General features: G+C 62.7%; 26 protein-coding genes and 1 tRNA gene. 19 read left to right on the top strand and 8 right to left on the bottom strand.

All coding sequences use genetic code 11. The annotated features are described in order from the left end of the window. The first annotated feature begins 266 nt into the window (after positions 1-266). From ACMGGN_RS21170 to ACMGGN_RS21140, 7 genes are all read left to right on the top strand, one after another. Positions 267-1,010 carry a LytR/AlgR family response regulator transcription factor gene (locus tag ACMGGN_RS21170; RefSeq protein ID WP_115273313.1) on the top strand — a complete coding sequence of 248 codons (744 nt, stop codon included), beginning with the start codon at positions 267-269 and terminating at the stop codon, positions 1,008-1,010. Positions 1,011-1,143: 133 nt separating this feature from the next. Continuing rightward, entirely contained in the window at positions 1,144-2,085 is a 942-nt protein-coding gene (hemC, locus tag ACMGGN_RS21165; RefSeq protein WP_046786957.1) for a hydroxymethylbilane synthase, read from the top strand. Further along, a complete protein-coding gene (locus tag ACMGGN_RS21160) occupies positions 2,082-2,849 on the top strand; it encodes a uroporphyrinogen-III synthase (RefSeq protein WP_115273314.1) in 768 nt (255 codons plus the stop codon). The genes hemC and ACMGGN_RS21160 overlap by 4 nt, the downstream gene beginning before the upstream one ends. 45 nt (positions 2,850-2,894) lie before the next feature. Further along, positions 2,895-3,995 (top strand): uroporphyrinogen-III C-methyltransferase, encoded by a 1,101-nt coding sequence (locus ACMGGN_RS21155; protein WP_414156274.1) that lies wholly within the window; start codon positions 2,895-2,897, stop codon positions 3,993-3,995. Continuing rightward, a complete protein-coding gene (locus ACMGGN_RS21150; protein ID WP_237859749.1) occupies positions 3,992-5,230 on the top strand; it encodes a heme biosynthesis protein HemY in 1,239 nt (412 codons plus the stop codon). The genes ACMGGN_RS21155 and ACMGGN_RS21150 overlap by 4 nt, the downstream gene beginning before the upstream one ends. Positions 5,231-5,453: 223 nt before the next feature. Beyond that, positions 5,454-5,960, top strand: a complete 507-nt coding sequence (locus ACMGGN_RS21145) for a disulfide bond formation protein B (RefSeq protein ID WP_046786961.1) — start codon at positions 5,454-5,456, stop codon at positions 5,958-5,960. 230 nt (positions 5,961-6,190) lie between these two features. Then, positions 6,191-6,661 (top strand): Rsd/AlgQ family anti-sigma factor, encoded by a 471-nt coding sequence (locus ACMGGN_RS21140; protein WP_046786962.1) that lies wholly within the window; start codon positions 6,191-6,193, stop codon positions 6,659-6,661. Positions 6,662-6,670: 9 nt separating this feature from the next. Here the strand turns inward: ACMGGN_RS21140 and ACMGGN_RS21135 are convergent, their stop codons facing one another. Then, positions 6,671-7,336, bottom strand: coding sequence for an FKBP-type peptidyl-prolyl cis-trans isomerase (locus ACMGGN_RS21135; RefSeq protein ID WP_414156273.1), 666 nt, complete (start codon positions 7,334-7,336; stop codon positions 6,671-6,673). A 224-nt stretch (positions 7,337-7,560) separates the two neighbouring features. On the opposite strand from ACMGGN_RS21135, the gene ACMGGN_RS21130 reads away from it, so the two are divergent. Continuing rightward, the gene (locus ACMGGN_RS21130) at positions 7,561-8,586 is read left to right on the top strand and encodes an AlgP family protein (RefSeq protein ID WP_414156272.1); all 1,026 of its coding nucleotides are present in this window, start codon (positions 7,561-7,563) and stop codon (positions 8,584-8,586) included. Here ACMGGN_RS21130 and ACMGGN_RS21125 read toward each other — a convergent pair. Further along, entirely contained in the window at positions 8,562-9,044 is a 483-nt protein-coding gene (locus ACMGGN_RS21125) for a TIGR02444 family protein (protein WP_414156271.1), read from the bottom strand. The two genes, ACMGGN_RS21130 and ACMGGN_RS21125, sit on opposite strands and share 25 nt — an antisense overlap. Before the next feature lie 50 nt (positions 9,045-9,094). On the opposite strand from ACMGGN_RS21125, the gene ACMGGN_RS21120 reads away from it, so the two are divergent. Further along, on the top strand, positions 9,095-11,005 hold the full coding sequence (locus ACMGGN_RS21120; protein ID WP_414156270.1) for an ATP-binding cassette domain-containing protein: 1,911 nt from the start codon (positions 9,095-9,097) through the stop codon (positions 11,003-11,005). A 180-nt stretch (positions 11,006-11,185) separates the two neighbouring features. Further along, positions 11,186-11,818 (top strand): LysE family transporter, encoded by a 633-nt coding sequence (locus tag ACMGGN_RS21115; protein WP_012312213.1) that lies wholly within the window; start codon positions 11,186-11,188, stop codon positions 11,816-11,818. Positions 11,819-11,846: 28 nt separating this feature from the next. Here ACMGGN_RS21115 and ACMGGN_RS21110 read toward each other — a convergent pair whose 3' ends face one another. Next, positions 11,847-12,599: a slipin family protein gene (locus ACMGGN_RS21110; protein WP_012312214.1), complete on the bottom strand. Its 753-nt coding sequence runs from the start codon at positions 12,597-12,599 to the stop codon at positions 11,847-11,849. A gap of 2 nt (positions 12,600-12,601) precedes the next feature. Continuing rightward, the gene (locus ACMGGN_RS21105; protein ID WP_414156269.1) at positions 12,602-13,951 is read right to left on the bottom strand and encodes an NfeD family protein; all 1,350 of its coding nucleotides are present in this window, start codon (positions 13,949-13,951) and stop codon (positions 12,602-12,604) included. 96 nt (positions 13,952-14,047) lie between these two features. Here ACMGGN_RS21105 and ACMGGN_RS21100 point away from each other — a divergent pair, with 96 nt between their 5' ends. From ACMGGN_RS21100 to ACMGGN_RS21090, 3 genes are all read left to right on the top strand, one after another. Next, positions 14,048-14,506, top strand: coding sequence for an aminoacyl-tRNA deacylase (locus tag ACMGGN_RS21100; RefSeq protein ID WP_039601719.1), 459 nt, complete (start codon positions 14,048-14,050; stop codon positions 14,504-14,506). Positions 14,507-14,567: 61 nt separating this feature from the next. After that, a complete protein-coding gene (locus tag ACMGGN_RS21095; protein WP_012312217.1) occupies positions 14,568-14,810 on the top strand; it encodes a DUF2789 domain-containing protein in 243 nt (80 codons plus the stop codon). 70 nt (positions 14,811-14,880) lie between these two features. After that, a complete protein-coding gene (locus tag ACMGGN_RS21090; protein ID WP_115273320.1) occupies positions 14,881-15,519 on the top strand; it encodes an NADH:ubiquinone oxidoreductase subunit N in 639 nt (212 codons plus the stop codon). Between the two features lie 6 nt (positions 15,520-15,525). On the opposite strand, the gene ACMGGN_RS21085 is transcribed toward ACMGGN_RS21090, so the two are convergent. Further along, entirely contained in the window at positions 15,526-15,963 is a 438-nt protein-coding gene (locus ACMGGN_RS21085) for a CBS domain-containing protein (protein WP_012312219.1), read from the bottom strand. A 254-nt stretch (positions 15,964-16,217) separates the two neighbouring features. Between ACMGGN_RS21085 and ACMGGN_RS21080 the strand changes: the two genes are divergently transcribed. Genes ACMGGN_RS21080 through ACMGGN_RS21070 form a run of 3 tightly spaced genes read left to right on the top strand, consistent with a single transcriptional unit; the run spans position 16,218 to position 20,214 of the window. Beyond that, the gene (locus ACMGGN_RS21080; RefSeq protein WP_115273321.1) at positions 16,218-17,756 is read left to right on the top strand and encodes an OmpA family protein; all 1,539 of its coding nucleotides are present in this window, start codon (positions 16,218-16,220) and stop codon (positions 17,754-17,756) included. Positions 17,757-17,776: 20 nt separating this feature from the next. Then, positions 17,777-19,384 (top strand): hypothetical protein, encoded by a 1,608-nt coding sequence (locus ACMGGN_RS21075; protein ID WP_404601489.1) that lies wholly within the window; start codon positions 17,777-17,779, stop codon positions 19,382-19,384. Next, positions 19,381-20,214 carry a hypothetical protein gene (locus tag ACMGGN_RS21070; protein ID WP_115273323.1) on the top strand — a complete coding sequence of 278 codons (834 nt, stop codon included), beginning with the start codon at positions 19,381-19,383 and terminating at the stop codon, positions 20,212-20,214. The genes ACMGGN_RS21075 and ACMGGN_RS21070 overlap by 4 nt, the downstream gene beginning before the upstream one ends. 74 nt (positions 20,215-20,288) lie before the next feature. Here the strand turns inward: ACMGGN_RS21070 and ACMGGN_RS21065 are convergent. Continuing rightward, positions 20,289-20,365, bottom strand: a tRNA-Arg gene (locus tag ACMGGN_RS21065). Beyond that, the gene (locus ACMGGN_RS21060; protein WP_125923602.1) at positions 20,356-20,718 is read right to left on the bottom strand and encodes a hypothetical protein; all 363 of its coding nucleotides are present in this window, start codon (positions 20,716-20,718) and stop codon (positions 20,356-20,358) included. Before ACMGGN_RS21060 ends, ACMGGN_RS21065 begins: the two co-directional genes overlap by 10 nt. A 126-nt stretch (positions 20,719-20,844) precedes the next feature. Between ACMGGN_RS21060 and ACMGGN_RS21055 the strand changes: the two genes are divergently transcribed. Further along, complete coding sequence (locus ACMGGN_RS21055; RefSeq protein WP_046786973.1) at positions 20,845-21,315, top strand: Lrp/AsnC family transcriptional regulator; 471 nt, start codon at positions 20,845-20,847, stop codon at positions 21,313-21,315. 132 nt (positions 21,316-21,447) lie between these two features. On the opposite strand, the gene ACMGGN_RS21050 is transcribed toward ACMGGN_RS21055, so the two are convergent. After that, positions 21,448-22,824 (bottom strand): inorganic triphosphatase, encoded by a 1,377-nt coding sequence (locus ACMGGN_RS21050; RefSeq protein ID WP_046786974.1) that lies wholly within the window; start codon positions 22,822-22,824, stop codon positions 21,448-21,450. 114 nt (positions 22,825-22,938) lie between these two features. On the opposite strand from ACMGGN_RS21050, the gene argE reads away from it, so the two are divergent. Both argE and argA read left to right on the top strand, forming a co-directional pair. After that, positions 22,939-24,081 (top strand): acetylornithine deacetylase, encoded by a 1,143-nt coding sequence (gene argE / locus ACMGGN_RS21045; RefSeq protein WP_125923603.1) that lies wholly within the window; start codon positions 22,939-22,941, stop codon positions 24,079-24,081. A 125-nt stretch (positions 24,082-24,206) separates the two neighbouring features. Then, a complete protein-coding gene (gene argA, locus ACMGGN_RS21040) occupies positions 24,207-25,505 on the top strand; it encodes an amino-acid N-acetyltransferase (RefSeq protein WP_012312225.1) in 1,299 nt (432 codons plus the stop codon). Positions 25,506-25,558 lie beyond the last annotated feature (53 nt).

The following is a 25,558-nucleotide window of genomic DNA, read 5'->3' as shown; positions in this document are numbered from 1 at the left end:
ATAGCAGGGTTGGGCTTGTGGCCGAAGGACGCCGGTCGACAGAAATCTGCAGAAAACAGCGCTCAATGCAGGTGAAGACGATATTCAACGATTGAACGGCAGTGTTCCACGGACCGTCTACAGTTGGACAAAGGACTGGCAGCGAATCTGCCGGCGCAGTGAATCTTTGGCCATCGTATTGGTCTAGAGCGTGACCGCAGTGTCGCTCGACCTGCAACTGTCTACGCTATACCTGTGCGAGACTCACTCAGGAATCCAGAGCAATTATGAATGTCCTGATCGTTGATGACGAACCCCAAGCCCGTGAACGCTTGACGCGGTTATTCGGGGAACTGGAGGGGTACACCGTGCTGGAGCCCAGCGCCACCAACGGCGAGGAGGCCCTGGCCCTGATCGAAAGCCTCAAGCCCGATGTGGTCCTGCTGGACATCGGCATGCCGGGCCTCGATGGCCTGCAGGTCGCGGCCCGCCTGTGCGAGCGCGAAGCGCCACCGTCGGTGGTGTTCTGCACCGGTGACGATGAATACGGCGCAGAGGCTTTCACGGACAGCACCCTCAGCCATGTAACCAAACCGATCCATCCCCATGCCCTGCGCGATGCCTTGCGCAAGGCTGAGAAACCCAGCCGTACGCAGTTGGCGGCGCTGACCCGGCCGGGCAGTGAAGGGGGTGGCCCGCGCAGCCATATCAGCGCGCGTACGCGCAAGGGCATCGAGCTGATCCCTTTGCCGCAGGTGATCTATTTCATCGCCGACCACAAATATGTGACGTTGCGCCATGAAGCAGGTGAAGTGCTGCTTGATGAGCCGCTCAAGGCCCTGGAAGATGAGTTCGGCGAACGCTTCGTGCGTATCCACCGCAACGCCCTGGTAGCCCGCGAGCGCATCGAACGCCTGCAGCGCACGCCGCTTGGGCATTTTCAACTGTTCCTCAAAGGCCTGGATGGTGATGCCTTGACTGTCAGCCGCCGGCATGTGGCTGGCGTACGCAAGATGATGCAGACGCTCTGAGCCCTGCAGGGCCCTCATCTCCGGCAAACGGCGATGAGGGCGCACAAGGCAAAACTGGATCGTGACCCACATCTGCTAGCGATACCGACGGAGCTGTTATCATCGGCGGCATTCCTAAGTATTGGGGCGTTCCATGTCCACTCGCGAAATCCGCATTGCCACCCGTAAAAGTGCCTTGGCCCTGTGGCAGGCCGAATACGTCAAAGCCCGCCTCGAACAGGCGCACCCTGGCCTTCTGGTGACTCTGGTGCCCATGGTCAGCCGCGGCGACAAACTGCTCGACGCGCCGCTGGCGAAGATCGGCGGCAAAGGCCTGTTCGTCAAGGAGCTGGAAACCGCCCTGCTGGACAATGAGGCCGACATCGCCGTGCATTCGATGAAGGACGTACCCATGGACTTCCCCGAAGGCCTGGGTCTGTACTGCATCTGTGAACGTGAAGACCCGCGCGATGCCTTCGTTTCCAACCATTTTCCCAGCCTTGAGGCTCTGCCTGCCGGTAGCATCGTCGGCACCTCCAGCCTGCGCCGTCAGGCCCAGTTGCTGGCGCGCCGCCCTGACCTGCAAATCCGCTTTCTGCGCGGCAACGTCAACACTCGCCTGGCCAAGCTCGATGCCGGTGAGTATGACGCCATCATCCTTGCCGCGGCGGGCCTGATCCGCCTGGGCTTCGAAGAGCGCATCACCGCCAGCATCAGCGTCGACGACAGCCTGCCGGCCGGTGGCCAGGGCGCAGTGGGCATCGAATGCCGTAGCGCAGACAGCGAGATCCATGCGCTGTTGGCGCCTTTGCACCACGCCGATACCGCTGACCGTGTGGTGGCCGAACGAGCGTTGAACAAGCACTTGAACGGCGGCTGCCAGGTACCGATTGCCTGCTATGCCGTGCTCGAAGGCGAGCAACTATGGCTGCGCGGGCTGGTTGGCCAGCCCAGCGGTGGGACCCTGCTGGTGGCTGACGCCCGTGCACCGCGGGCATCCGCCGAAACGTTGGGGGTGCAGGTGGCCGAAGACCTGCTGGGCCAAGGTGCCGCGGCCATTCTCAAGGAAGTCTACGGTGAGGCCGGGCACCCGTGAGCCCCTGGCGCCTGTTGCTGACCCGTCCTGAAGAGGACTGCGCGGCGCTGGCGCAGACGCTGGCAGCTGCCGGCATTGCCAGCGCCTGCCTGCCCTTGCTGGCGATCGAGCCAGTGCAACCGGACGCTCGGCAGCGCCAGCAGCTTGCCGGGCTAGGGCAGTGCCAGGCCATGATCGTGGTCAGTAAACCTGCAGCCAGGTTGCTGCTTGCGCAACTCGCACAAGCAGGGCTGCAGCCCCCTTCAGCCGGATGGTTCACTGTAGGTGAAGCCACGGCGGCGGTGTTGCAGTCTGCGGGGCTGACGGTGACTTACCCTGCACAGGGTGACGACAGCGAAGCCTTGCTCACGCTCCCGGCCTTGCACGAGGCTATGGCGGGGCCTGCGCCACGTGTCCTGATCGTGCGTGGTGTAGGGGGTCGCGAACTGCTGGCCGAGCGTCTTGCAGAGCAAGGTGCTAGTGTCGATTATCTGGAACTGTATCGTCGTTGTCTGCCGGTGTATCCGGCGGGCACGCTGGTGGGTCGCATCGAAGCGGAACGCCTGAACGGCGTGGTGGTCAGCAGTGGGCAGGGTCTTGAACACCTGCAACGGATGGCCGCTGCCGATTGGCCGCGTGTGGCGCGCTTGCCCTTGTTCGTGCCGAGCCCCAGGGTGGCCGAGCAGGCCAGGGCCGCAGGGGCACAACAGATTGTGGATTGCCGTGGCGCGAGTGCCACGGCCTTGCTGGCAGCCGTGCAGCGCAGCGCTGCACCTGCCTCTTAAGGCGCTAAGCTCAGAGCGACGCGCCCCCATGCAAAGGATGGATACGTGAGCGAAACTGTCTTGTCCCACAATGATCAGCCGTCGGCGCAGGAGCCGACGCAACCCGTCACCCCCCCACCTGCCAAACGTTCCGGCACAGGCCTGGCCTTGCTGGCATTGTTGGTGGGTGCCGCTGGGGTCGCAGTGGGCGGGTGGGGTGTCTGGCAGGTGCGGCATCTGCAAGGCAGTGAGCTGAGCCAGGGTGAGCACCTCGAGGCGCTTAGCCAGCGTGCCGCTGCACTGCAGCAGCGCGAGCAACAGATCAGTGCCCAGTTGGCCAGCCTGCCGGCAGCCAGCGAACTGGAAGACCGCCGCCGCCTGGTGGCGCAGTTGCAGGGTGACCAGCAGCGCTTGAGCCAGCGGCTTGAAACCGTGCTTGGCGAAAGCCGCAAGGAATGGCGCCTGGCCGAGGCCGAGCACCTGTTGCGCCTGGCCACCCTGCGGCTTTCGGCCCTGCAGGACATCACCAGCGCCAAGGCCCTGGTCGAAGGCGCCGACGAAATCCTGCGCGAGCAGAGCGACCCTGGCTCGTTTGCCGCGCGGGAGCAGTTGGCGCGTAGCCTGGCAACGCTCAACAGCACCCAGCAGCCGGACCGTACCGGTTTGTATCTGAAGCTGGCTGCCCAGCGGGAGTTGGTGCAGCAGCTCAACGCCCAGTCGCCGGAATTCGACAGCGATGCCGATGCCGTCGGTGCTTTGACCGCCGATGGCGATGGCGCCAGCCGCCTGGCGCAGTGGTGGGCGGAGATTTCCAAGTACTTCCAGATCGATTTCAACGCCGACGACAACGTCCGTCCGTTGCTGGCCGGGCAGTCGCTCAACCAGTTGCGCCTGGCCCTGAGCCTGACCATCGAGCAAGCCCAGTGGGCTGCGCTCAATGGCGACGCCAAGGTCTACACCCAGGCGCTGGATGATGCGCGCAGTGTGCTGGTGGCCAATTTCAACGCTGACAACCCGCAGAGCAAGGCCATGCTCGAAAGCCTCAATGCGCTGGCCGAGCAACCGGTGTCGGTGGTTACCCCGGACCTGAGCGAAAGCCTGGCTGCGGTGCAGGCGTATATCCAGCGCCGCCATCTGCCTGCCGAGGGTGAGGGGGGCAAACCATGAAACGTGTGTACCTGCTGGCCGTGCTGGCGATCGTGATCGCTGCGGCACTGGGCATCGCGGTGGCCAAGCACAGCGGCTACGTATTGATTTCCTACGGTGGCTTCCGTTACCAGTCCGGGCTGTGGGCGGCGCTCGCGGCGCTGGTTGCCGTGCTCGCACTGTTGTGGCTGCTGCGCTATCTGGTTGGGCTGGTGCTGACGTCCAGTGGTGTGGTCAACCCCTGGTCGCGACGCAACCGCAGCCGTCGCATTCGCATCGCAATCGAGCAGGGCCAGCTGGACCTCGCCGAGGGTCGTTGGGCCAGCGCCCAACGTCACTTGCACCGCGCCGCCGAGGCCGAACGCCAGCCATTGCTGTATTACCTCGGTGCCGCGCGTGCGGCCAATGAACAGGGGCGAACGGAAGACAGGGACAACCTGCTCGAGCGTGCACTGGAGCGTCAGCCCCAGGCGGAACTGGCGGTCGCCCTGGCCCATGCGCAATTGCAGATGGACCGTGGCGAAAGCGATGGCGCCCTGGAAGCCCTGCTGGCCATGCAGGAGCGGCACCCGCACAACAATCAGGTCTTGCGCTTGTTGCAGCGCCTGTATCTGGAGCGCGGCGACTGGTCGGCGTTGATTCGCCTGTTGCCCGACTTGCGCAAGGGCAAAGTGCTGCCGGCCGAGGAACTCGCTGCACTGGAACAGCGTGCCTGGGGTCAGAACCTGGGGCTTGCGGCAGCCCGTGGCGACGATGAGCAAAGCGCCCGTCAGTCGTTGGAGCGCGCCTGGCAACAGCTGACTGCGGCCCAGCGTCAGGAGCCCCGGTTGGTGCTGGCTTATGCCGAACAACTGCGCCAGGTGGGCGCTCAAGGCGAAGCCGAACAGGTACTACGCGCTGCCCTCAAGCGTGACTACGAAAGCCACCTTGCGCGCCTGTATGGCCTGGTGCGCGGCGATGATCCGGCGCGTCAACTGCAAACAGCCGAGGGCTGGCTCAAGGCGCATCCCCAGGACCCGAGCCTGTTGCTGACGCTTGGACGCCTTTGCTTGCAGAACCGCCTTTGGGGCAAGGCGCGCGATTACCTGGAAAGCAGCTTGCGCATGGAGCGCAACCCGGAAACCTGCGCCGAACTGGCCCGGCTGCTGGCTGGCCTCGGTGAGACCGAACGCAGTAACCAGCTGTTCCAGGAAGGCCTGGGCCTGCTTGATGAGCGGTTGTTGGCCCTGCCATTGCCCGAGGCCGTGCGCGCCTGAGAGGCCCCATGAGCCCGCACTGAAGGCGGGCTCATGGGGTGGTTGGTGAGTCTCGCGATACCTGTTTTCTTCTGAAATGCGCTTCGCAAGAAATTTCCCACAATGCGAGTGGAAATTTCTTCTACCCCTCAGTGACTTATCTCCCCTGTAGTGCCTTGAAACAAAGCACATCTTTCCTCTACCGTTCCAAGCCACTCAATTTGCCCCGGGACCACCACCTTTCATGTTGCCGGCCCGCTTGCGCACGTTTTTTCTACCGGCCTGCCTTGCCTCGTTGGCGGTGCTGGTCGCGTCCTTTTACCTGGAGCGCACCCTCGGTCTGGTGCCTTGCCCGCTGTGCTTCAGCCAGCGGTTTCTGTTGGGTGTGTATGCCATGATCTGCCTGTGTGCGGCTGTGCATGCGTCGGGCGTTGCCGCTGTGTGCCAGTATGCGCGAGCAGCCCTGGGCTGTTCGGCAGCCGGGGCCCTGCTGGCGGCCAGGCATGTCTGGATACAAGGGGAAATTGGTACAAGCCACGAGTGCCCGGCGCCTTTCTGGCATGTAGTGGAAAGCTCCTGGCGTGAAGCGGCCCGTCAACTCTTGCTCGGCGGCCCCGATTGCAGCTCGTTGACCTGGAGCTTTCTTGACCTGACCTTGCCCGAATGGAGCCTGCTGGCCTTCTTGCTGCTGGCAGTGCTGCCCTTGACCTGCCTGCTGGCGTATCGTTTCCGCACACTGGGCAAAGCTTGAGTTGGCGCGGCTGCGGTAGCCGGCACGACCAGTGGTGATACCCCAGGGTATTAAACACTTGTATGAACTTTGTCTGCTGCGTACCTTGAAGGGCAGCACGCGCGGGAATAATCTCCCAGCACGCATACCAAAAACACAACTGCTCGATGCCGTCCTGCTGATGTCACCTTTGTACCGCACGATCGGGGTGCGAGGTGCAGCGGCATCTACCCAGAAGGGAAGAGATCGCCATGCTCGATAGTTGTCAGAACGCCCAGGAACGCTGGGGTGGGGTTCACAAGCTGATCGACACCTGGCTCAAGGAGCGGGAGGAGTTGGTTCAGGCCTTCGGTGCCTTGCGCGATGCCAAGCCGGCATTTGCGGACAAGGACAAGAGCCGCGACTTTTGTGCGGTGCTTGTCGATTACGTGTCAGCCTGGCATTTCGAGGTCAGTGAACAACTGGTCACCGAGGCCAAGGCGTTTGGTGACCAGAAAGCGCTGAAGCTGGCTGAAGAGATCAACCCGCGGATCAATGACATTACCCAGATTGCGCTGGCTTTCAATGACCATTGCGAGAAAGGTGATTGCAAGGACACTGAGCGCTTCGCCGATAAACTCGGCAAGCTCGGCAGCCTGCTGCACGAACGCTTCGAGCTCGAAGACTGCCTGATCGAGGTGTTGCACAACGCGCACAAGGAAGAAGACGCGGTCCAGGCCTGAGGGTCGACGTCAGCCGCCGACCGCCAGCAGCTCGATTTCGAACACCAGAGGTGTATAGGGCGCGATCAGATTACCCGCGCCCTCGGCACCGTAGGCTTGTGCCGAGGGGATCACCAGGCGCCATTTCGCTCCTGCTTTCATGTGTGGCAACGCCACCTGCCACCCTTCGATGACCGAGTCCAGGCTGAACCACTGTGGCTGCAGGTTCTGATCGAACACCGTGCCGTCAGGCAACTTGCCTACATAGCGTACTTGCACCTTGCCCTTGGGGTTGGGCTGCGCGCCGATACCACTTTTCAGTTCACTGTAGAGCACGCCCTCAGGCAGCTCATGCACACCGGCGCGTGCGCGTTCATTGGCCATGAAACGCGCCTCGATAGCTTGCAGTTTTTCCACTTCGGCTTGCACGGCGGCGTTGTTCGTCTGTTCTTCATGCTGCTGAAGAATGGCTTGCATGCGAGCCTTGTCGAGTTTGAGGGGCTGGTTCTGATAGGACTGGCGAAGGCCTTCAACCAACGCCTCCAGCTGCAATCCAGGCACTTCCTGGCGCAGTCGCTCTCCAAGGCTTGCGCCCAGGCTGTAGGCCACCTCGTGATCGCTGGCAGGAGCCGTTTCGGGGGCGGCGAGTGCGATAGGAGCCGCCAGGCACAGGCCGATAAGAAGATAACGAGGCATGGTCAACTCCGAGCTCAAGAGCTGCGAAGTATGCCAGCCTTGTTGCTTCGATTTGCGTAAATGTCGGCAACGATTTGCTAAGCAACTACACTTTCACGCAGCTGCAAGACAACAACTTTGCCCAGGCATGCAACGCGGCGCCAACGATACTGTCAACATGCCCTAGCGGCGGTAGCAGCACAAGCATAGTATTAGCCGCAAACTCGTCAGCCAGGAGGTAAACCATGTCGGCCAAGAAGAAGCCTGTAAGTACGCCGTTACACCTGCTCCAGCAACTTTCGGGCAGCTTGCTCGAACACTTGGAAGATGCCTGCTCGCAAGCGCTGGCTGATGCGGAAAAACTGCTGGCAAAGTTGGAAAAGCAGCGCGGCAAGGCCCAGGAAAAACTGCACAACGGTCGCCTGAAGTTGCAGGACGCGGCCAAGGCAGGTAAAGCCAAGGCCCAGGGCAAAGCCCAGAAAGCCATTGGTGAACTTGAGTCGTTGCTCGACTCGCTCAAAGAGCGTCAGACGCAAACCCGTACTTATATTCAGCAACTCAAACGCGATGCCCAGGAAAGCCTGAAGCTGGCCCAGGGTGTAGGCAAGGTGCGTGAGGCTGCTGGCAAGGCACTGGACCAGCGGGCTGTGGCAGCCAAATCGGCTAAGCCAGCCACTGCAAAAGCGCCTGCCAGAGCAGCGGCCAAACCTGCAGCAAGGCCGGCCGCCAAAGCTGCCGCAAAAGCGCCTGCCAAGGCCGCCGCTGCCAAGGCGCCGTCGCGCGCTGCTGCCAAGCCTGCTGCCGTAAAAGCCCCGGCCAAGGCTGCGGCTAAACCTGCAGCCAAACCGGCCGCTGCCAAAGTGGCTGCAGCCAAGGCGCCATCGCGCGCTGCTGCGGCCAAGCCAGCTACCACCAAGGCCCCGGCCAAAACCGCTGCTGCCAAGCCTGCCGCCAAACCAGCCGCTTCCAAAGGGGCTGCGGCTAAACCGGCCGCGGCCAAAGCGCCGGCTAAAACCACTGCAGCCAAGCCCGCTGCGAAAGCTGCCGCCAAGCCTGCAGCCAAGCCTGCAGCCAAGCCAGCCGCCAAAGCTCCGGCCAAGGCTGCGGCCAAGGCTGCGGCCAAACCTGCCGCTGCCAAGCCGGTCGCCAGCAAACCGGCTGAAGCCAAGCCGGCTACGCCTGCGGTGACCAACTCGGCAGGCCCCGCTACCCCGGCGCCGTCCTCGGCACCGGCAAGCACCTCGCCTCAGACGCCGTCTTCGGCCTCCTGAAGCCCTGTGGCGGCGACTCGCAGCTGAGCCAGCGAGTCGTGGCCACGGACCTGGTCGGGCGCCAGCCTGGCCAGCCAATCGCCTGCGGGCTCAAGCGAGCCCGTGGGCCATTGCCTTGCGCATTCCTCAAGGCGTTGCAGCAAGCGCTTCTCCGCCTGCAGTTCCAAGCCCTTTACGTGCTCACGCAACGCCTCCAGGTGCAGGTCATGCTGTGCGGCCGTCCGCCATTGCTGGCGCAAACTGCGTAGCGGCGTTACCACTTCAGTTTGCCAAGGCTCGGCAATGGCGCGCAAAGCGTCGATTCGCCCGGCTTCTACGGCGACACCTCGGGTTTGCAGCCAGCTTGCGCACAGCAGCAGGCACACATCGCCCCCCTGGGCCTGAACGCTCAGGCAAGCCGCTTCGACTCCCGGCCGGGCATACAGGGCCAGGGCGTAATTCCACAGGTCGGTGTACATGATTCCACTTACGCTCCGGGTCGAGGAAGCTGGTAGACTCCGCGACCATCATGATCAGACTATCCAACCTCACTTTACAGCGTGGTCCGCAGCGCTTGCTAGAAGGCGCCGAGATGACCCTGCACGCCGGTCACAAGGCCGGCCTGATCGGCGCTAACGGCGCCGGAAAATCCAGCCTGTTCGCCTTGCTGCGCGGTGAGCTGTCGCCTGATGGTGGCGACTGCCAGCTGCCGGGTGACTGGCGCATCGCCCACATGCGTCAGGAGGTCGATACGCTCGATCGCCTGGCCGTGGACTATGTGCTCGATGGCGACGCGCGCCTGCGCAAGGTCCAGACCGAGCTCGCCGTGGCCGAGACGGCCCACGACGGCACGGCCCTGGCACGCCTGCACAGTGAGCTGGAAAGCGCTGACGGCTATACCGCCGATGCCCGTGCGCGCAAATTGCTGGCCGGTCTTGGTTTTACCAACGAGCAGATGGACCGCCGCGTCGGCGACTTCTCCGGTGGCTGGCGGATGCGTCTGAACCTGGCCCAGGCCCTGATGTGCCCATCCGACCTGCTGCTGCTCGACGAACCGACCAACCACCTGGACCTCGATGCGATCCTGTGGCTCGAAGACTGGCTCAAGGGCTACCCGGGCACGCTGTTGCTGATTTCCCACGACCGCGATTTCCTGGATGCTGTTGTCGATCATGTATTGCACGTCGAGCAGCGCAAGCTGAACCTGTACAAGGGTGGCTATACCGCCTTCGAACGCACCCGTGCCGAGCGCCTGGCGCAGCAGCAGCAAGCCTACGAGAAGCAACAGGCCCAGCGTGCGCACATGGAAAAGTACATTGCCCGCTTCAAGGCCCAAGCCACCAAGGCCCGTCAGGCGCAGAGCCGGATCAAGGCCCTGGAGCGCATGGAAGAGCTGTCGGCGGCGCACGTCGATTCGCCGTTCGACTTCGTTTTCCGTGAATCGCAGAAGATTTCCAGCCCGCTGCTGAGCCTTTCCGAAGGCTGTCTGGGCTATGGCGACAAGGCGATCCTCGACAAGGTCAAGCTGCAGCTGGTGCCCGGTGCGCGCATCGGCCTGCTGGGCCCTAACGGCGCCGGCAAGTCGACCCTGATCAAGAACCTTGCCGGCGAACTAGCGCCGCTGTCGGGCCGCCTGGTGCTGGGTGAGAACCTGGCAGTCGGTTACTTCGCCCAGCATCAGCTGGACTCGCTGGACGACAAGGCCAGCCCGCTGTTGCACTTGCAGCGCATTGCGCCGGCCGAGCGCGAGCAGACCCTGCGTGACTTCCTCGGCGGGTTCGACTTCCATGGCGACCGCGTGGACGAGCCGGTGGTGAATTTCTCCGGGGGCGAAAAAGCCCGCCTGGCGCTGGCCCTGATCGCCTGGGAGCGGCCAAACCTGCTGCTGCTCGACGAACCGACCAACCACCTGGACCTGGAAATGCGCCTGGCGCTGACCATGGCGTTGCAGGAGTTTGCCGGTGCCGTGGTAGTCGTGTCCCACGACCGCCACTTGCTCAAGAGCACCACCGACGATTTCCTGCTGGTGGCCGATGGCAAGGTCGATACCTTCGATGGCGACCTGGACGACTACAGCCGTTGGCTGGTCGAGTACCGGCAGCGCAGCGCACCGGCTAGCAACGCGCCGGCCAACCCGGACAAGACCGACAAGAAGGCCCAGCGCCAGGCCGCCGCTGCCTTGCGCCAGCAACTGGCACCGCACAAGAAGGCTGCCGACAAGCTGGAGGCCGAGCTCAACCAGGTGCATGCGCAAATGGCCGAGATCGAAACCGCCTTGGGCGACAGCGGCCTCTACGAGGTGGCGCGCAAAGATGAACTGCGCGACCTGCTGGCCCGCCAGAGCAAGCTCAAGCAGCGTGAAGGCGAACTCGAGGAAGGCTGGATGCAAGCCCTGGAAACGTTGGAGAGCATGCAGGCCGAGCTTGAGGCGCTGTCCTGAAGCCTGGGTTGGCGCAGGCTTGAGGGCCAGATCGCTATAGGATTTGCGGATGCCAGGCCGGGCATTTACAGCACACCCGAAATACCCGGCTTGCCTTTGGACTCTGCAAAATTCGCTGGTTATTTTTTCGCCAAAACCTTAGCTTAACGTTTTGCAACATATGTTCGAGCGAGGTGTGTGATGTCGATGGAAGTGTGGTTGGGCTTCTTTGCCGCGTGTTGGGTGATCAGCCTTTCACCCGGGGCCGGGGCGATCGCCTCGATGTCCAGCGGCCTGCAATATGGTTTCTGGCGCGGCTACTGGAACGCGCTGGGCCTGCAGATTGGCCTGGTCGTGCAGATTGCCATCATCGCAGCGGGTGTCGGCGCCATCCTTGCCGCTTCCGCTACAGCGTTCACCATCATCAAATGGTTCGGCGTCGCCTACCTGGTCTACCTGGCCTACAAGCAATGGCGCGCTTTGCCGATGGACATGACCGATGAGTCCGCCGTGCGTCCGATCGGCAAGCCGTTGAGCCTGGTGTTCCGAGGTTTCCTGGTCAACGTCAGCAACCCCAAGGCGCTGGTGTTCATGCTCGCTGTACTGCCGCAGTTCATCAACCCGCATGCTCCGCTGTTGCCACAATACGTGGCGATCACGGTCACCATGGTCACCGTCGACATGCTGGTGATGGCGGGTTATACCGGCTTGGCTTCGCGGGTGCTGCGCCTGTTGCGCACCCCCAAGCAACAGAAGCGTTTGAACCGGACGTTCGCGGGCTTGTTCATTGGTGCTGCCACGTTCCTGGCGACCTTGCGCCGCGCACCTGTCTGACCGATTTGCGGGGCCTTGCGCAGGCCCCTCATTTCTCTCGGTCCATCATCCCCTTGAGCAAGTCCAACGGCATCGGAAACACGATGGTCGATGTCTTGTCCCCGGCAATCGACCCCAGCGTCTGCATGTAGCGCAACTGCATGGCCCCCGGCTCCTTGCTGAGCATCTGCGCGGCCTGCATCAACTTCTCGGACGCCTGCAGTTCCCCTTCGGCGTGGATGACCTTGGCCCGGCGTTCACGCTCGGCTTCGGCCTGACGGGCAATGGCGCGGACCATCGATTCGTTGAGGTCGACGTGCTTGATCTCGACGTTGGCCACCTTGATGCCCCAGGCATCGGTTTGCGCGTCCAGCACCTGGCGAATATCCAGGTTCAACTGCTCGCGCTCGGCCAGCAGCTCGTCCAGCTCATGTTTGCCCAGCACCGCACGTAGCGTTGTCTGCGCCAGCTGGCTGGTGGCGACCAGGAAGTCTTCGACCTGGATGATCGCCTTCTGAGGGTCGAGCACGCGAAAATACAGCACCGCATTGACCTTCACTGACACGTTGTCGCGGGTGATCACATCCTGCGGCGGTACATCCAGCACCACGGTGCGCAGGTCCACCCGAACCATCTGCTGGATCACGGGGATGAGCAGGATCAGCCCCGGGCCTTTGACCTGCCAGAAGCGCCCCAGCTGGAACACCACGCCGCGCTCGTATTCGCGCAAGATACGAAACGCCGACAGCAGTAAGACGCCCAGCAGCATCAGCAGGGCGCCGAAACCCAATTGCATGAACATCGTCATTCTCCTTGCGCTGTAGGGGCAGCAGCGCTCACTTCGAGCATCACGCCATGACGCGCGGTGACCCGCACCTGCTGGCCGAGCTGCAAGGGCGTAGTGCACTGGACCTGCCATTGTTCGCCCTGGGCCATTACCGCGCCACAGAACGGATTGCCTGCCACCACCTGAGAGACACTCACCAGGCTGCCGACCAGGCCGGCATCACCGCTGACCAAGGCCCGCTTGCGAGCTTTGAGGGCCATCCCCAACACGCCACCGTTCAACAATGCCGAGAGCACCGCCAGGCTCGCGATCAACGCCAGCGGAATGCCAAAGCCGGGGGCGTCGGTGTCTATCAGGATGACCGCGCCCACCACGAACGCCACGATGCCGCCAAAGCCGACCACACCAAAACTGGGGAGGAACGCCTCGGCGATCATGAAGGCGATACCGAGCATGACCAGCGCGACACCGGCAAAGCTCACCGGTAGCAATTGCAGGGCATACAGCGCCAGCAACAGGCAGATGCCACCGACCACGCCGCCCACGCCGGAGCCAGGGTTCATGAACTCGAACAGCAGGCCATAGACGCCGATCATGATCAGGATCAGTGCCACGCTGGGGTTGGTGATCACGGCCAAGAGGCGCGTGCGCCAGTCCGGCAGATGCTCGGCCAGGTTGGCGTCGCGGGTCTGCAACTGGCGCGGCTGATCAGCGGCGATCAGGGTCTTGCCGTCGAGCTGGCGCAGCAGGTCAGGCAGGTCGTTGGCCACGTGGTCGATCACCTTCTGCTTGAGCGCTTCGCTGGCCGACAGGCTTACCGCTTCGCGTACAGCCTTTTCCGCCCAGTCGGCGTTGCGCCCGCGCAGCTGCGCCAGGCCGCGGATATAAGCGGCTGCATCGTTCACCTGCTTGCGCGCAAGGGCTTGTTCATTGGCGTCGGGCTTGGCCTTGTCATCCTTTGGTGTACCTGCAGGGCCGCCAATCTGCACGGGGGTGGCGGCGCCGAGGTTGGTCCCCGGCGCCATGGCCGCCACGTGGCTGGCATACAGGATGTAGGTGCCAGCGCTGGCAGCACGGGCACCGCCTGGGGCAACGAAGGTCGCAACCGGCACGGGGCTGGCGAGGATGACCTTGATGATCTGGCGCATGGCGCTGTCCAGGCCGCCGGGTGTATCCATGCGGATCACCACCAGTTGCGCGCCTTGTTCCTTGGCCTGATCCAGGCCGCGCACCACATAGTCGGCGCTGGCCGGCCCTATGGCATCATCGATGCTCAGCACCCAGATCGCCCCAGGCGCGGCCTGGCTGCCCGGGGCGAGGCCAAGCATCAGCACCAATAACCACCAGCGCCAGCAGCGAGCGATCACCTGTCGTCACCTTGTTCGCTTCTATACCCCAAGTTTAGCCATGCCTGCCCAGGCAGGGCCTAAAATTGGAGATGGGGGCGAAACCGGAGGTGCATCATGCGAATGGCCAAGACCCTGCAGCAGCGCCTGGACCAGGCCAACTGCGACTACGACATCATTCCCCATCCCCACTCGGCGACCAGCCTGGAATCGGCGCGTACGGCTGGTGTGCCGGCCGAGCGGGTTGCCAAGTCGGTCATGCTCGACGACCGCCATGGCAACTACATCATGGCGGTGCTGCCTGCCAATCGGCACCTGGACATGAGCAAGGTACGCATGTCTGGCGCCTGGCAACTGACCCGCGAAAGCGGCCTGCCGAGCTTGTTCGGTGACTGCGAGCGTGGCGCCATCCCGGCAATGGGTGACGCTTATCAGATAAAGATGCTGCTCGATTCGAGTCTTACCCGCCAGGGCGATGTCTACCTGGAGGCAGGTGACCACGATCACCTGATCCACATGAGCATGGAGCAGTACCTGAAACTGGTGCCGCAAGCCGAAGTACGCGAGCTGTGCTGATGTTCTCAAACCAATGCCGGGCTGGCGTCGTGGACGGCCCGCCCGGTACCCAGGAGGAAACATGGAAGCGCCTACCCACCACTTTTCCGAGCTGTTCAAGCAGTTGGGCTTGCCCGACGACCCTCAGAGCATCGATCAGTTCATCACCAGCCATTCACCGCTGAAAAACGAGATCAAGCTGGTGGATGCGCCGTTCTGGAGCGACTCCCAGCGCGCTTTTCTCAAGGAGAGCATCATTGAAGATTCCGATTGGGCAGTGCCCTTCGATCAACTCAACGAAGCGTTGCGCCGCCCCCGCAAATAAAGCGCCGAGCGGCACCTGACGAGTGATCGGCCGTTGCTATGCTCAGGAAAACAATAAGGGGATATGCGCGATGAAAGATCCCTACGCACCAGGTTTCTGGTGCACCGTGACCATCCTGGGCACCCTGACGGCCGGTTACTTCTACGGTATCCGCCATACACACCAGATGAGCCAGGCTGTGCAGTTCCTGTACGCTGCGGCGGCAGTCGCGGCGGCGGTCGCGCTGCTGGGCCTTACGTGGATCGCCTGGCAGCAACTGCACCTGAACAAGCGCGAGGTGATCCAGGGGCGAACATTGCTGACCATCTGGAACACCAAGGTAGCGCTACGCCGGGTAGAGACGGTTTTCGACCGGTATTTCTGGGGCAGCTATTGGCACTCGGGGCGCACCTTCGAGGAAGTGATGGGCGAGCTCAAGGGCACACCCCTGGAGCAAAGCCTGGATGCGCTCAAGCGCCAGTGCCGGGTGCTGGACCGCGAGATCCACGACCATCAGCATCACTGGCTGGCCAACGCCCGCGATCTCTCCAGTGTGGCCACGGCCATGGCACGCGAACGTTACCAGCTCGACCTGTGCGAGCCCTCGAGCAGTGGCCAGGGCAACACCGCAGTGCTCAATCGTGACCTTGAAGTGCTGGTTTACACCTGGTCGGCGCGCCTGCGCAGCTTCGACCATCAGTTGGACGAACTGGAGCGCGCCTACCATTGAGGGTGGTCATTCGCCGCGGATGTACTGCTCCAGCTGCAGGATCAGGCTGGCCTGTTCGGCGATGGTTTCCTTGACCAGGTCGCCGATCGACAGCAGCCCGAGCAGCTCGCCATTGCTGACCACTGGCAGGTGGCGCAAGTGGCGGTTGGTCATCAGGTTCATGCAGTACTCAAGATTCTGCTTGGGCTCCACCGTGACCACAGGTGCACTCATGATTTCCCGCACTGGCGTGGCCGCCGAAGAGCGCCCCTTGAGCACGAGCTTACGGGCATAGTCACGCTCGCTGACGATTCCCACTACCTGGTTGTTCTCCACGACCGGCAGCGCACCGACGTTTTTCTCCGCCAGCATTTTCAGGGCGTCGAGCACCGAGTCATCAGGGCCGATGGTGTAGACGGTCTGGTGCTGGGACTTGGTCTTGAGGATTTGTTCGACGTTCTTCATACAGGCCTCTGCGGGTGGAAAAAACGAGCTCTTGGAGTAACTAAAGCATCCGGCACGGTGGCCTGCACGGCAATGCAGGAAACGGCATCGAGTCGATTGAAAAACGTCATGGCTGAAGTCGTTGCGTGGTGAGGCAGTGGTCAGGCTTGAGGCCGCAGGTGGGATGTCGAATCGGATGGGGCAATATTCACGATAATCTGTGACAATGCATGTCAAGTTGCCATCACTCAGTCCTCTTTCGGCAAGGAGCCGCAATGCACCGTGTGTTTCGCCTTACAGCGCTAAGCTGTGCCTTCATCACCGCTGCCGGGTGCAGCACTCAGCAGATGGACACTATTTCCAAGAAAGTCAAAGACATTGGCAGGGACTACGGCATGCCGGTGCTCTGTGGTGTCGGTGTGGTGGCCGGGGGGGCTGCCGGTTACGCCCTCAAAGGCAAGGACGGCATCTTGCCGGGTGCTGCCGTAGGCGGCGCGGTGGGTTGCGTCGTGGGTTATGTCTGGCAGTCCCGACTGCAGGAGCTGGATCGCATCGCCAAGGAAGAAAACCTGAAGATCACCACCGAGAAGCTGACCGTGGCCTCGGCCGCCGTGGTAACCGCTGTGCCCGAGCAGGCAGGGTTGGTGACCCAGATCGAAGACAGCGGCATGTTCGCCACCGGCTCTGACCAGTTGACCCCAAGCGGCCAGCGCGCCGTGGCCAAGCTGGCGCAGATGTATGCCAAGCCTGCCGCCACCGATAAGCAGGCCGCCGCCAAGGAGTCGCAGGATCGTCGCCTGCTGATCGTCGGCCACAGTGATGCTGTGGGTAACGCCGAGTTCAACCAGAAGCTGTCTGAGCGCCGCGCCAAGACCGTGGGCAAGGTCATGCTGCAGGCGGGCATTCCCGCCAATGCGATCTACTACCAAGGGGCCGGAGCCTCGCGACCGATTGCCGACAACAGTGACCCGCTGTTGCGTGGCCAGAACCGCCGAGTGGAAATCGTCGAGCTGGCCAACGAACAGGCCCTGGTGATGCGGGCCCAGGCAGAGGCGAGCAACACGCGCTACCTGCACTATGGCACCTCGACCGCAGCCAAACCCAAGGCTGCCGGCAGCGCTCGGGCCAGTAGCACGCCGGCACAGGCCAAGCCGACCGGGCGGGAGACCGCAATGCCCGGTACGGGCGTCGCCAGCACCCCTGGCCGCACCAACCCCACGAAAGCCGCTGCCCGGCCGCAAGTCGATTTCGCTGGCACGCCGGTGGCCAGCTACAACTGGACCATGGCCCAGAGCATCAAGCCCAAACAGAGCGGTTTCACTTTGATCAGCAGCGCTTATGCCGCGCAGATGCCGATGTCGAGCTGTGAGGCCGACAGGCCGCGCAACGCTGGCGAGGTCCTGAGCATGGTCAACGACCAGCCGCTGCAGCGGCGCGCTACCAAAGACTACCTGCCCGGTTATAACAACCGTGTCTGGGCCAATCTGGTCAATGGGCACCTGGTGACGGTGTCGCCGGTATCGATCCTGCGCGAGAACGCCAAGGTCGATCGCCAGCCGATCCTTCAGCTGGTCGAAGATTACAAGCTGCCCACGCAGCACAAGCCACGCACGATGAAAGCCGTGGCCAACACCTATGAAGGCGAAAGCGAAGTGCTGTACCGGGTCTTCGCCAGTGATGCCCAGGCATCGATTTCCTGCATGGATATCGTGTTCAGCAAGGGCAATGCCCAGGCCAGTCAAGGTGCCTTGTTCTATGCCGCCGGCGGTGATGCTTTCGTCGCTGCTTACAAGCCGATCCCGGCCACCAAATAACCCAGTCAAGGACGTCCTGAATGGAAGACTTTTCGCTAGCTGCACTCAAATCATTGATTCTCGCCAATCAGTTGTTCACCGCCGGCCTCCTTTCGCTGCTGGTTACTGCGCTGATCGTGCGTAAATACTGGGAGGAGGTTTCCTACTTTCTCATCCGTGTCTGGCACAGCCTCCCCCTGATCGGTACGGTGGCCCGGCTGTCGCGCAAGCGTTCCTCGGTCGACAGCGATGGCTGGATCAACCACGAAGTGACCTTGTCCAAGCCGTACTACGGCCAGTACAAGAAGTACATGAAGGGCGTCAACGCCTACAATGCCTCCCTTGACTACCTCGCCAAGGCCGGTGAGGCCGGGCGCTCGCCGCGCCCGGGTTGGGTGCTGGTGCTGGTGCTGATGCTGGTGCTGATCGAGGCCATGGGTTTTGCCTACGTCCTGGCGGGCTGGATGAACATGGATGCTTCTACCAATGACCGCCATTGGCTGACCGCCGGCACTGCGATCCTGCTCGCCGTCGCCTCGGCGTTCTTCGCCGAAGCCGCCGGCCATACGTTGCACCACAACAGCCTGATCGCCCGTGCACGCCACTGGTGGCAAGGTGAAGAGCCTACCAAGCGCTCGCGTTCGCTGAAGGCTGGCAAGGCGATCAACCTGGAAGACTCTTTCTCCGACGCGGACAAGCCGGACTACGAGCAACTGCTGGTACGGGTGAAGGACGTCAATTCCAACGTCTCGCGCAAGTTCGTCTGGCTGGTGGTCTGTGGTGTGTTCGTGGCGGCCATGGCCGTGGGGGCATTCGTCGTGCGCTCGGCGACCCTGGACAGCATCGAGACCGAGATGGTCAACGGTATGCGCGCAGAGTCCGCTGCGCAAAGCTCCAGTGCAGGTTCCCCGTTTGACCTGCCAGCAGAATCCCAGGCCATCAACGATGAGGCCGACAACGCCACCATCGATGACAAGATGCAAGCGATACGCCAGGCCAGCCTGACCACCTACATCATGCTGTCACTGATCTACATCGCTATTCAGGGCATCAGTATCTGGCTGGCCAGCCGTTACTACTTTGCCGGCACCCACTCGCCAACCGCCTGGCGCCTGACCCACGAGTACGCCACCGCCGAGGAAATGCTCGACGCGATGGATCAGAAGCGTCATGCCATTGCCAGCCACGCCGACGACAAGCTGCGCCGCCTGCAGACCTCGCTGTCTGGCCGCGACCACACCGACGCCGCTGTGCTGCACGCGCTGGAAGGTGAGAACACCGCACATCGCAACTTCCTCGCCTACGTCGAGTACAAGGCCGGCAAGGTCGCGCCCCAGGCAGTCAAGCCAAAACCTAGCGTTGAAGCCGCTGCGCCAGTGCCTGCCGCGCAACCTGTAGCCCCCGCCCCGGTTGCGCAGCAGGCTGCTGTATTCGAGCCTGTCGCAGTGCCCTTGGCCGAGCCTGCCGCCCCTGCCGAAATCAAGGCTTCGGACTTCCACGACATGACTGGCCTGCCTGAAGAGAACCTGGCTGCCGCCAGCCGTGCGCTGAATGTCAGCGAGGCACAACTGCGTGACATCCGCGAGCAACAGCAGGCGCTCAAGGCGCTTGGCCTGTTCCCTGCGAAAAAGGAGGGCATGCTGTCATGAGGCTTGCCAAGGCCCTGATCCTTGCGCTGGCGTTGCCTTGCGCAGCACTGGCTGCTGAGCGCAATGACCTGCAGAGCTGCTACACGCGCAATGGTCTGGCTGACATCAAGCCTGCAGCGTCCGGGCGCGAGCTGGTGGTGATCATCGATCAGACCATCCCGATGCCTGAAGACCTGCAGCGCAGCAGCTGGGGCCAGATCGACCGGTTCGTTCAGCCGGGCGATCGCGTCAGGCTCTATACATTCTCAGCGTTCTTGCCGGGGGAGTATCAGCGCCTGGTGTACGCCGGTGAGCTGGACATGCCGTTGCAGGGCGAGGTTCGCGACGACGTCAACATGCGCAAGCTGAGGGGCCTGGATCAGTGCCTGGCGACCCAGAAGAAAGCGTTCCAGGCCGGCTTCGGCGGGCTGTTCGTCAAAGGGCTGCGTGACGCTCGCCAGGATATCCCCAAGAGCGAAATCATGAACACCTTGCGCCGGGTTGGTGAGGACATGAGCAAAGAGCAGGGTGTCCAGGAGCGGGTGGTGTATCTGATTTCGGACATGCTCGAGCATTCGGACTACACCAGCTTCTATGCGGCAAACCAGATCAAGCAGCTCAATGTCAGTAATGAACTCAAGCTGGCACAGAGCAAAGGGCTGTATGCGGACCTGCAGGGTGCCAGGGTGTATGTTTCCGGTGCAGGCCTGGTTACCGATGCGGTGAAGCATGCCTACCGATCGGGCAAGACCATGGATGCGTTGAACGATTTCTGGGCGCAATACCTGAATGCGTCCAACGCGACCCTGGAAGGTTTCGGCACGCCGAGCCTGAGTACTGATCTTCGCTAAGCAGGGAGGGGCTGCAAACCAGCCCCGGTCCGCCAACGAAAAAGCCCCGGGCGCAGGCCCAGGGCTTTTTGATATGGCGCACTCGGCGGGATTCGAACCCACGACCCCTGCCTTCGGAGGGCAGTACTCTATCCAGCTGAGCTACGAGTGCAACGCGCACGCATGATACCCATCTGATTCGATTGCGTCCATCGCCTTGATCTTTGTCCATTTTTCCTGATCCAGGCGCACTTGCGCGACGCACACCAGATTGCGCAATTTTTGCGCAATCACCTCGGCCCGATGCCTGCTCAGCCCGCCGATACCTATTTCGATGTCCAGCAAGTCATCTTGCTGGCTGACTTGCACGCTGTGCGGCGTCAGAAACTGCAGGGCGAACAGGTTGAGTACCCGGCACAGGGTATCCGGCTCGGCTTCGGCTTGCAGGCGATAGCACACGTTGCTGTGGCTACTGCTGGCGGCCCAGACATCGGTTCGGGGCAGGGGGCGTTCGAATGGGTTCATGCTGGTCTCCGCAAAGGTGGGAGAAATTCTGGCAGGTTGATGCCGGCTTTTTTTCGCTATTATTTGATGAATCAGCCGTTCAGGCGAATTGGTTGATTCGAAAAATATAAGCTTGGGGAATTTTTAATGCAAAGCGATCTGGATGCGTATGACCGGCGGATTCTCGAGCTTCTTCAGGAGGATGCGTCACTGTCCAGCGCGCAGATTGCCGAGCGCGTAGGGCTGTCGCAGTCGCCGTGCTGGCGCCGTATTCAGCGGCTCAAGGAAGAGGGGGTCATCCGGGGGCAGGTCACCCTGCTCGATCGCAAGAAGGTCGGCCTGAACACGCAGATCTTTGCCGAGGTGAAACTGAACGCCCATGGTCGCTCCAACTTCACCGAGTTCACCGAGGCGATCCGGGGCTTTCCAGAGGTGCTGGAGTGTTATGTGCTGATGGGGTCAGTAGACTTCCTGTTGCGTATCGTCACGCAGGATATCGAGGCTTACGAGCGGTTCTTCTTCGAAAAGCTGTCGAACGTACCGGGGATTCAGGAGGTGAATTCCATTGTGGCGCTGTCGGAGATCAAGTCCACCACCAGCCTTCCGCTGATGCGCTGATGCGCTGATGCGCTGATGCGCTGATGCGCTGACGCTGTCGCCGGCAAGCCGGCCCCCACTGGGTTTTGCGCTGAGCTTGAGAGCAGCGGGGTAACCTGTGGGGGCTTGCCGGCGATGATGCACAAGCGAATGTCAGGCCTTGAGCAGATGTTTCCAGCCACGGCTCTGATCAATCGCACGGGCCTGTTCCACGCGGGCCTCCAGCAGCTCGCCAGGCTCTTCGGCCAGTGGCAGTTCAGCCAGCTCATGCAGCTTTTTCAGATCGCCATACAAGCGGTCCATCTGCGGCGCCTCGAGTACCTGGCGCGCATGGTGCAGCCAGGCCAGCAACTGTTCGATGCGCGGCAGTTGTTCTGCCAGGTCTTCCGGGCGTTGGGTGTAAAGCGGTAGCTTCAGCGCACGGCCTTCTTCGCCCAGCAGGTGTGCCACCCAGCTGGCCAGTTGCGCCTTGCCCTGGCGTTCGCCACGGCCCTTGCGCTCTGCGGTCCAGGCGCGGGCCAGCAGCCAACGTGATGTTTCCAGGGAGAATTGGCCCCAGCGCACGTCCTCGAGCTCTTCGAGGAACTGCTCTGGCGCGGCGCGACGGATGTCTTCGTCGTCATTGCCGGCCTGTACCAGCGGGCGCCAGTCTTCCAGCAGCGCGTCCAGGCTGGCGCGCAGGTCACGCGTGCTGGCACGCGGCGCGGCCTGGCCAAGGCTTGCGACCAGTGCACGCAGTTCTGCCAGGCACTGCACCCAGTCCTGCAGCAGGCGCCAGTGGCCATTGTGGCGGTATTGCTCGGCCAGGCGCTGGCTGCTGCCCAGCAGTTGCCAGGCGAGGGCAGCGAAGGCATCGTCGACCGGCATTTCGGCGTCCAGTTCGGTGCTTGGCAGGCCCAGCTCATAGCTGTCCGGCTCCAGCAGGCGGTAGCCGCGCTCGGCCTTGCTGATGTCGCACGGCATCAGGGGCAGGCTGGCGGCCAGCTCGGCGGCCAGCTCCAGCAACGCCTCGGGGGCACCTTCGCGCAGTTCCAGCTCCAGCTCGCAGATCTCTTCCTTGCGCTTGCCGGCAATCACGAAGCCCTGGTCCAGCGCTGCCTCGATCACTACTTTGCTCTTGCCGCGGCCCCAGGCGATCTCAGCGAATTCGCGGGTGAAGTCGGTGGTGAACAGCGGTTTGATGGATTTTTTGTCAAGTTCGGCCAGTTGCTCAGGCCAGCAGGTGGCGTCGAGCTTTTTCAGGTCGAGTTTGACTTTGTCCAGGTGCCACTCGTATTCGTTGCGTTCGGACAGGCCGGCGACGCTTTGGCCACGGCACTTCAAGGTCTGGATGATCACCTCGCCGTCGCGGCGCAGGCGCAGCGCCACTCGGGCAGCAGAAAGGTCGCGCTCAGGGGTGTCGAAGTACTGGTTGAGCAGCTCGCGGGTCTGCCAGCCGGACTTGTTGCGCTTTTTCAGCAGAGGGTGCTCGCGCAGTGCGGCCAGGGTGTCGCGGCTGGCGCGGAGCTTGAGTTCGGTTTCTTTGTGCATCGCAGGCTCGAAGAGGGGCGTGATTGCCGTGCAGTCTACAGCAGTGTGCCGGCAACGGTTTATTCCTTACGGCGGATGGCCCTATGATGGGCAATGCTTCCGAGGAGTTCGCGCATGCCGTTGCCCACGCTGAAAGACCAGTTTGCCGCTTTGATCGCCGCGCCCTCGGTCAGCTGCACCCAACCTGCCCTGGACCAGTCCAACCGCCAGGTCATCGACCTGCTGGCAGGCTGGTTGGGCGACCTGGGGTTCAGTTGCGACATCCAGCAGGTCAGCCCAGGCAAGTTCAACCTGTTGGCCAGCCGTGGCACTGGCCCGGGCGGGCTTGTGCTGGCTGGCCACAGCGACACCGTGCCGTATGACGAGCAGTTGTGGACGAGCGACCCGCTCAAGCTGACCGAGGTCGATGGCCGCTGGGTGGGCCTGGGCAGCTGCGACATGAAGGGTTTTTTCGCCTTGATCATCGAAGCGGTGATTCCGTTGCTGGAGCATGACTTCAAGCAGCCGCTGCTGATCCTCGCCACCTGCGACGAAGAAAGCTCGATGTCCGGTGCCCGCGCCCTGGCCGAAGCGGGTCAGCCGCTTGGCCGTGCGGCGGTCATCGGTGAGCCGACCGGCTTGCGCCCGGTCCGCATGCACAAGGGTATCCTCATGGACCGCATCGACATTCTCGGGCGCAGCGGCCATTCCTCTGACCCAAGCCTTGGCCGCAGCGCGCTGGAAGCCATGCACGCGGTGATGGGTGAGCTGATGGGCCTGCGCCGGCAATGGCAGGACACCTACCGCAACCCGCAATTCACCGTGCCCACGCCGACCATGAACTTTGGCTGCATCCACGGTGGCGACAACCCCAACCGTATCTGCGGCCAGTGTGCCCTGGAGTTCGACCTGCGCCCACTGCCAGGCATGGATGTAGAGCAGTTGCGTGCGGCCATCCGTGAGAAGCTTCGGCCGGTGGCCGAGCGCCATGAGGTGCGTATCGACTACGCGCCGCTGTTCCCCGAGGTGCCACCGTTCGAACAGGCGGCCGATGCCGAACTGGTGCAGGTGGCCGAGCGCTTGACCGGCCATCGCGCCGAAGCGGTGGCGTTCGGTACCGAAGCGCCTTATCTTCAGCAACTGGGTTGCCAGACCATCGTTCTTGGCCCTGGCGACATTGCCTGTGCCCACCAGCCGGGCGAATACCTGGAAATGTCACGAATCGAGCCTACCGTGCGTCTATTGCGTGACCTGATCCGGCACTATTGCCTGAATTAAACGTCCACCCTGCTGATTCGTCTTTGCCTAGAGGAGACCGCGCGTGACCGCAAGCCTGTTCCGACGATGATCCTGAACGCCGTGTGATCCAACGTTCTCCGTCCACTTTATCCACAGGCCCTGTCATGCCCGATTACGTCAACTGGCTGCGTCATGCCTCCCCGTACATCAATGCTCATCGCGACTGCACCTTTGTGGTCATGCTCCCCGGCGATGGGGTGGAACACCCGAATTTCGGCAATATCGTCCATGACCTGGTGTTGCTGCACAGCCTGGGCGTGCGCCTGGTGCTGGTGCATGGTTCGCGCCCGCAGATCGAGAGCCGGCTGGCCGCCCGTGGCCTGACCCCGCACTATCACCACGGCCTGCGCATCACCGATGCCGCAACCCTGGACTGCGTGATCGACGCCGTGGGTGCCTTGCGCCTGGCCATCGAAGCGCGCCTGTCGATGGACATCGCCGCCTCGCCGATGCAGGGCTCACGCCTGCGCGTGGCCTGCGGCAACCTGGTGACTGCCCGCCCTATCGGCGTGCTCGAAGGGGTGGACTACCACCACACCGGTGAAGTACGGCGCATCGACCGCAAAGGCATCAGCCGCCTGCTCGACGAGCGCTCGATTGTGCTGCTTTCGCCGCTGGGCTATTCGCCGACCGGTGAGATCTTCAACCTGGCCTGCGAAGACGTGGCCACCCGCGCCGCCATCGAATTGGGTGCCGACAAGCTGTTGCTGTTCGGCGCCGAACCCGGGCTGCTGGATGAGAGTGGCAAGCTGGTGCGTGAGTTGCGCCCGCAGCAGGTTGCACCACACCTGGCGCGGCTGGGCAGTGATTACCAAGGCGAGTTGCTCGATGCCGCCGCCGAGGCCTGCAAGGGCGGCGTGGCGCGTAGCCACATCGTCAGCTATGCCGAGGACGGCGCACTGCTCACCGAGCTGTTCACCCGCGGCGGTGGCGGCACGCTGGTGTCGCAGGAGCAGTTCGAAGTGGTGCGCGAGGCGACCATCGAGGATGTGGGTGGTTTGCTGGAGCTGATCAGCCCGCTGGAAGAGCAGGGCATTCTGGTGCGACGCTCACGTGAAGTGCTGGAGCGTGAGATCGAGCAGTTCAGCGTGGTCGAGCGCGAGGGCATGATCATCGCGTGCGCGGCGCTGTATCCGATTGCCGATTCCCAGGCTGGTGAGCTGGCGTGCCTGGCAGTGAACCCGGAGTACCGCCATGGCGGGCGCGGTGATGAGCTGCTGGAGCGGATCGAGAGCCGGGCGCGGGCGTTGGGGTTGAATACCCTGTTCGTGCTTACCACCCGGACCGCGCACTGGTTCCGCGAGCGAGGCTTTGCCCCCAGTGGGGTAGAGCGGCTACCGTCGGCGCGAGCATCGCTGTACAACTACCAGCGCAATTCGAAAATTTTCGAAAAGTCTCTGTAAGCCAGGGAATCGAGTGCCCTGCCAACCCATGAAAAACGCCGCCCCAGAGGGCG

It is taken from the genome of Pseudomonas sp. BNK-30 (genome assembly GCF_047456185.1).
In the GTDB taxonomy this organism is placed as follows: Bacteria; Pseudomonadota; Gammaproteobacteria; order Pseudomonadales; family Pseudomonadaceae; genus Aquipseudomonas; species Aquipseudomonas putida_E.
This window is presented reverse-complemented; position numbering and strand designations above follow the sequence as displayed.

Coding starts and splice junctions, on each gene's coding strand:
- ACMGGN_RS21170 (WP_115273313.1), top strand. CDS start 267: ATGAATGTCCTGATCGTTGATGACGAACCCCAAGCCCGTGAACGCTTG.
- hemC (WP_046786957.1), top strand. CDS start 1,144: ATGTCCACTCGCGAAATCCGCATTGCCACCCGTAAAAGTGCCTTGGCC.
- ACMGGN_RS21150 (WP_237859749.1), top strand. CDS start 3,992: ATGAAACGTGTGTACCTGCTGGCCGTGCTGGCGATCGTGATCGCTGCG.
- ACMGGN_RS21145 (WP_046786961.1), top strand. CDS start 5,454: ATGTTGCCGGCCCGCTTGCGCACGTTTTTTCTACCGGCCTGCCTTGCC.
- ACMGGN_RS21140 (WP_046786962.1), top strand. CDS start 6,191: ATGCTCGATAGTTGTCAGAACGCCCAGGAACGCTGGGGTGGGGTTCAC.
- ACMGGN_RS21135 (WP_414156273.1), bottom strand. CDS start 7,336: ATGCCTCGTTATCTTCTTATCGGCCTGTGCCTGGCGGCTCCTATCGCA.
- ACMGGN_RS21130 (WP_414156272.1), top strand. CDS start 7,561: ATGTCGGCCAAGAAGAAGCCTGTAAGTACGCCGTTACACCTGCTCCAG.
- ACMGGN_RS21125 (WP_414156271.1), bottom strand. CDS start 9,044: ATGTACACCGACCTGTGGAATTACGCCCTGGCCCTGTATGCCCGGCCG.
- ACMGGN_RS21120 (WP_414156270.1), top strand. CDS start 9,095: ATGATCAGACTATCCAACCTCACTTTACAGCGTGGTCCGCAGCGCTTG.
- ACMGGN_RS21115 (WP_012312213.1), top strand. CDS start 11,186: ATGTCGATGGAAGTGTGGTTGGGCTTCTTTGCCGCGTGTTGGGTGATC.
- ACMGGN_RS21110 (WP_012312214.1), bottom strand. CDS start 12,599: ATGTTCATGCAATTGGGTTTCGGCGCCCTGCTGATGCTGCTGGGCGTC.
- ACMGGN_RS21100 (WP_039601719.1), top strand. CDS start 14,048: ATGCGAATGGCCAAGACCCTGCAGCAGCGCCTGGACCAGGCCAACTGC.
- ACMGGN_RS21095 (WP_012312217.1), top strand. CDS start 14,568: ATGGAAGCGCCTACCCACCACTTTTCCGAGCTGTTCAAGCAGTTGGGC.
- ACMGGN_RS21090 (WP_115273320.1), top strand. CDS start 14,881: ATGAAAGATCCCTACGCACCAGGTTTCTGGTGCACCGTGACCATCCTG.
- ACMGGN_RS21085 (WP_012312219.1), bottom strand. CDS start 15,963: ATGAAGAACGTCGAACAAATCCTCAAGACCAAGTCCCAGCACCAGACC.
- ACMGGN_RS21080 (WP_115273321.1), top strand. CDS start 16,218: ATGCACCGTGTGTTTCGCCTTACAGCGCTAAGCTGTGCCTTCATCACC.
- ACMGGN_RS21075 (WP_404601489.1), top strand. CDS start 17,777: ATGGAAGACTTTTCGCTAGCTGCACTCAAATCATTGATTCTCGCCAAT.
- ACMGGN_RS21070 (WP_115273323.1), top strand. CDS start 19,381: ATGAGGCTTGCCAAGGCCCTGATCCTTGCGCTGGCGTTGCCTTGCGCA.
- ACMGGN_RS21060 (WP_125923602.1), bottom strand. CDS start 20,718: ATGAACCCATTCGAACGCCCCCTGCCCCGAACCGATGTCTGGGCCGCC.
- ACMGGN_RS21055 (WP_046786973.1), top strand. CDS start 20,845: ATGCAAAGCGATCTGGATGCGTATGACCGGCGGATTCTCGAGCTTCTT.
- ACMGGN_RS21050 (WP_046786974.1), bottom strand. CDS start 22,824: ATGCACAAAGAAACCGAACTCAAGCTCCGCGCCAGCCGCGACACCCTG.
- argE (WP_125923603.1), top strand. CDS start 22,939: ATGCCGTTGCCCACGCTGAAAGACCAGTTTGCCGCTTTGATCGCCGCG.
- argA (WP_012312225.1), top strand. CDS start 24,207: ATGCCCGATTACGTCAACTGGCTGCGTCATGCCTCCCCGTACATCAAT.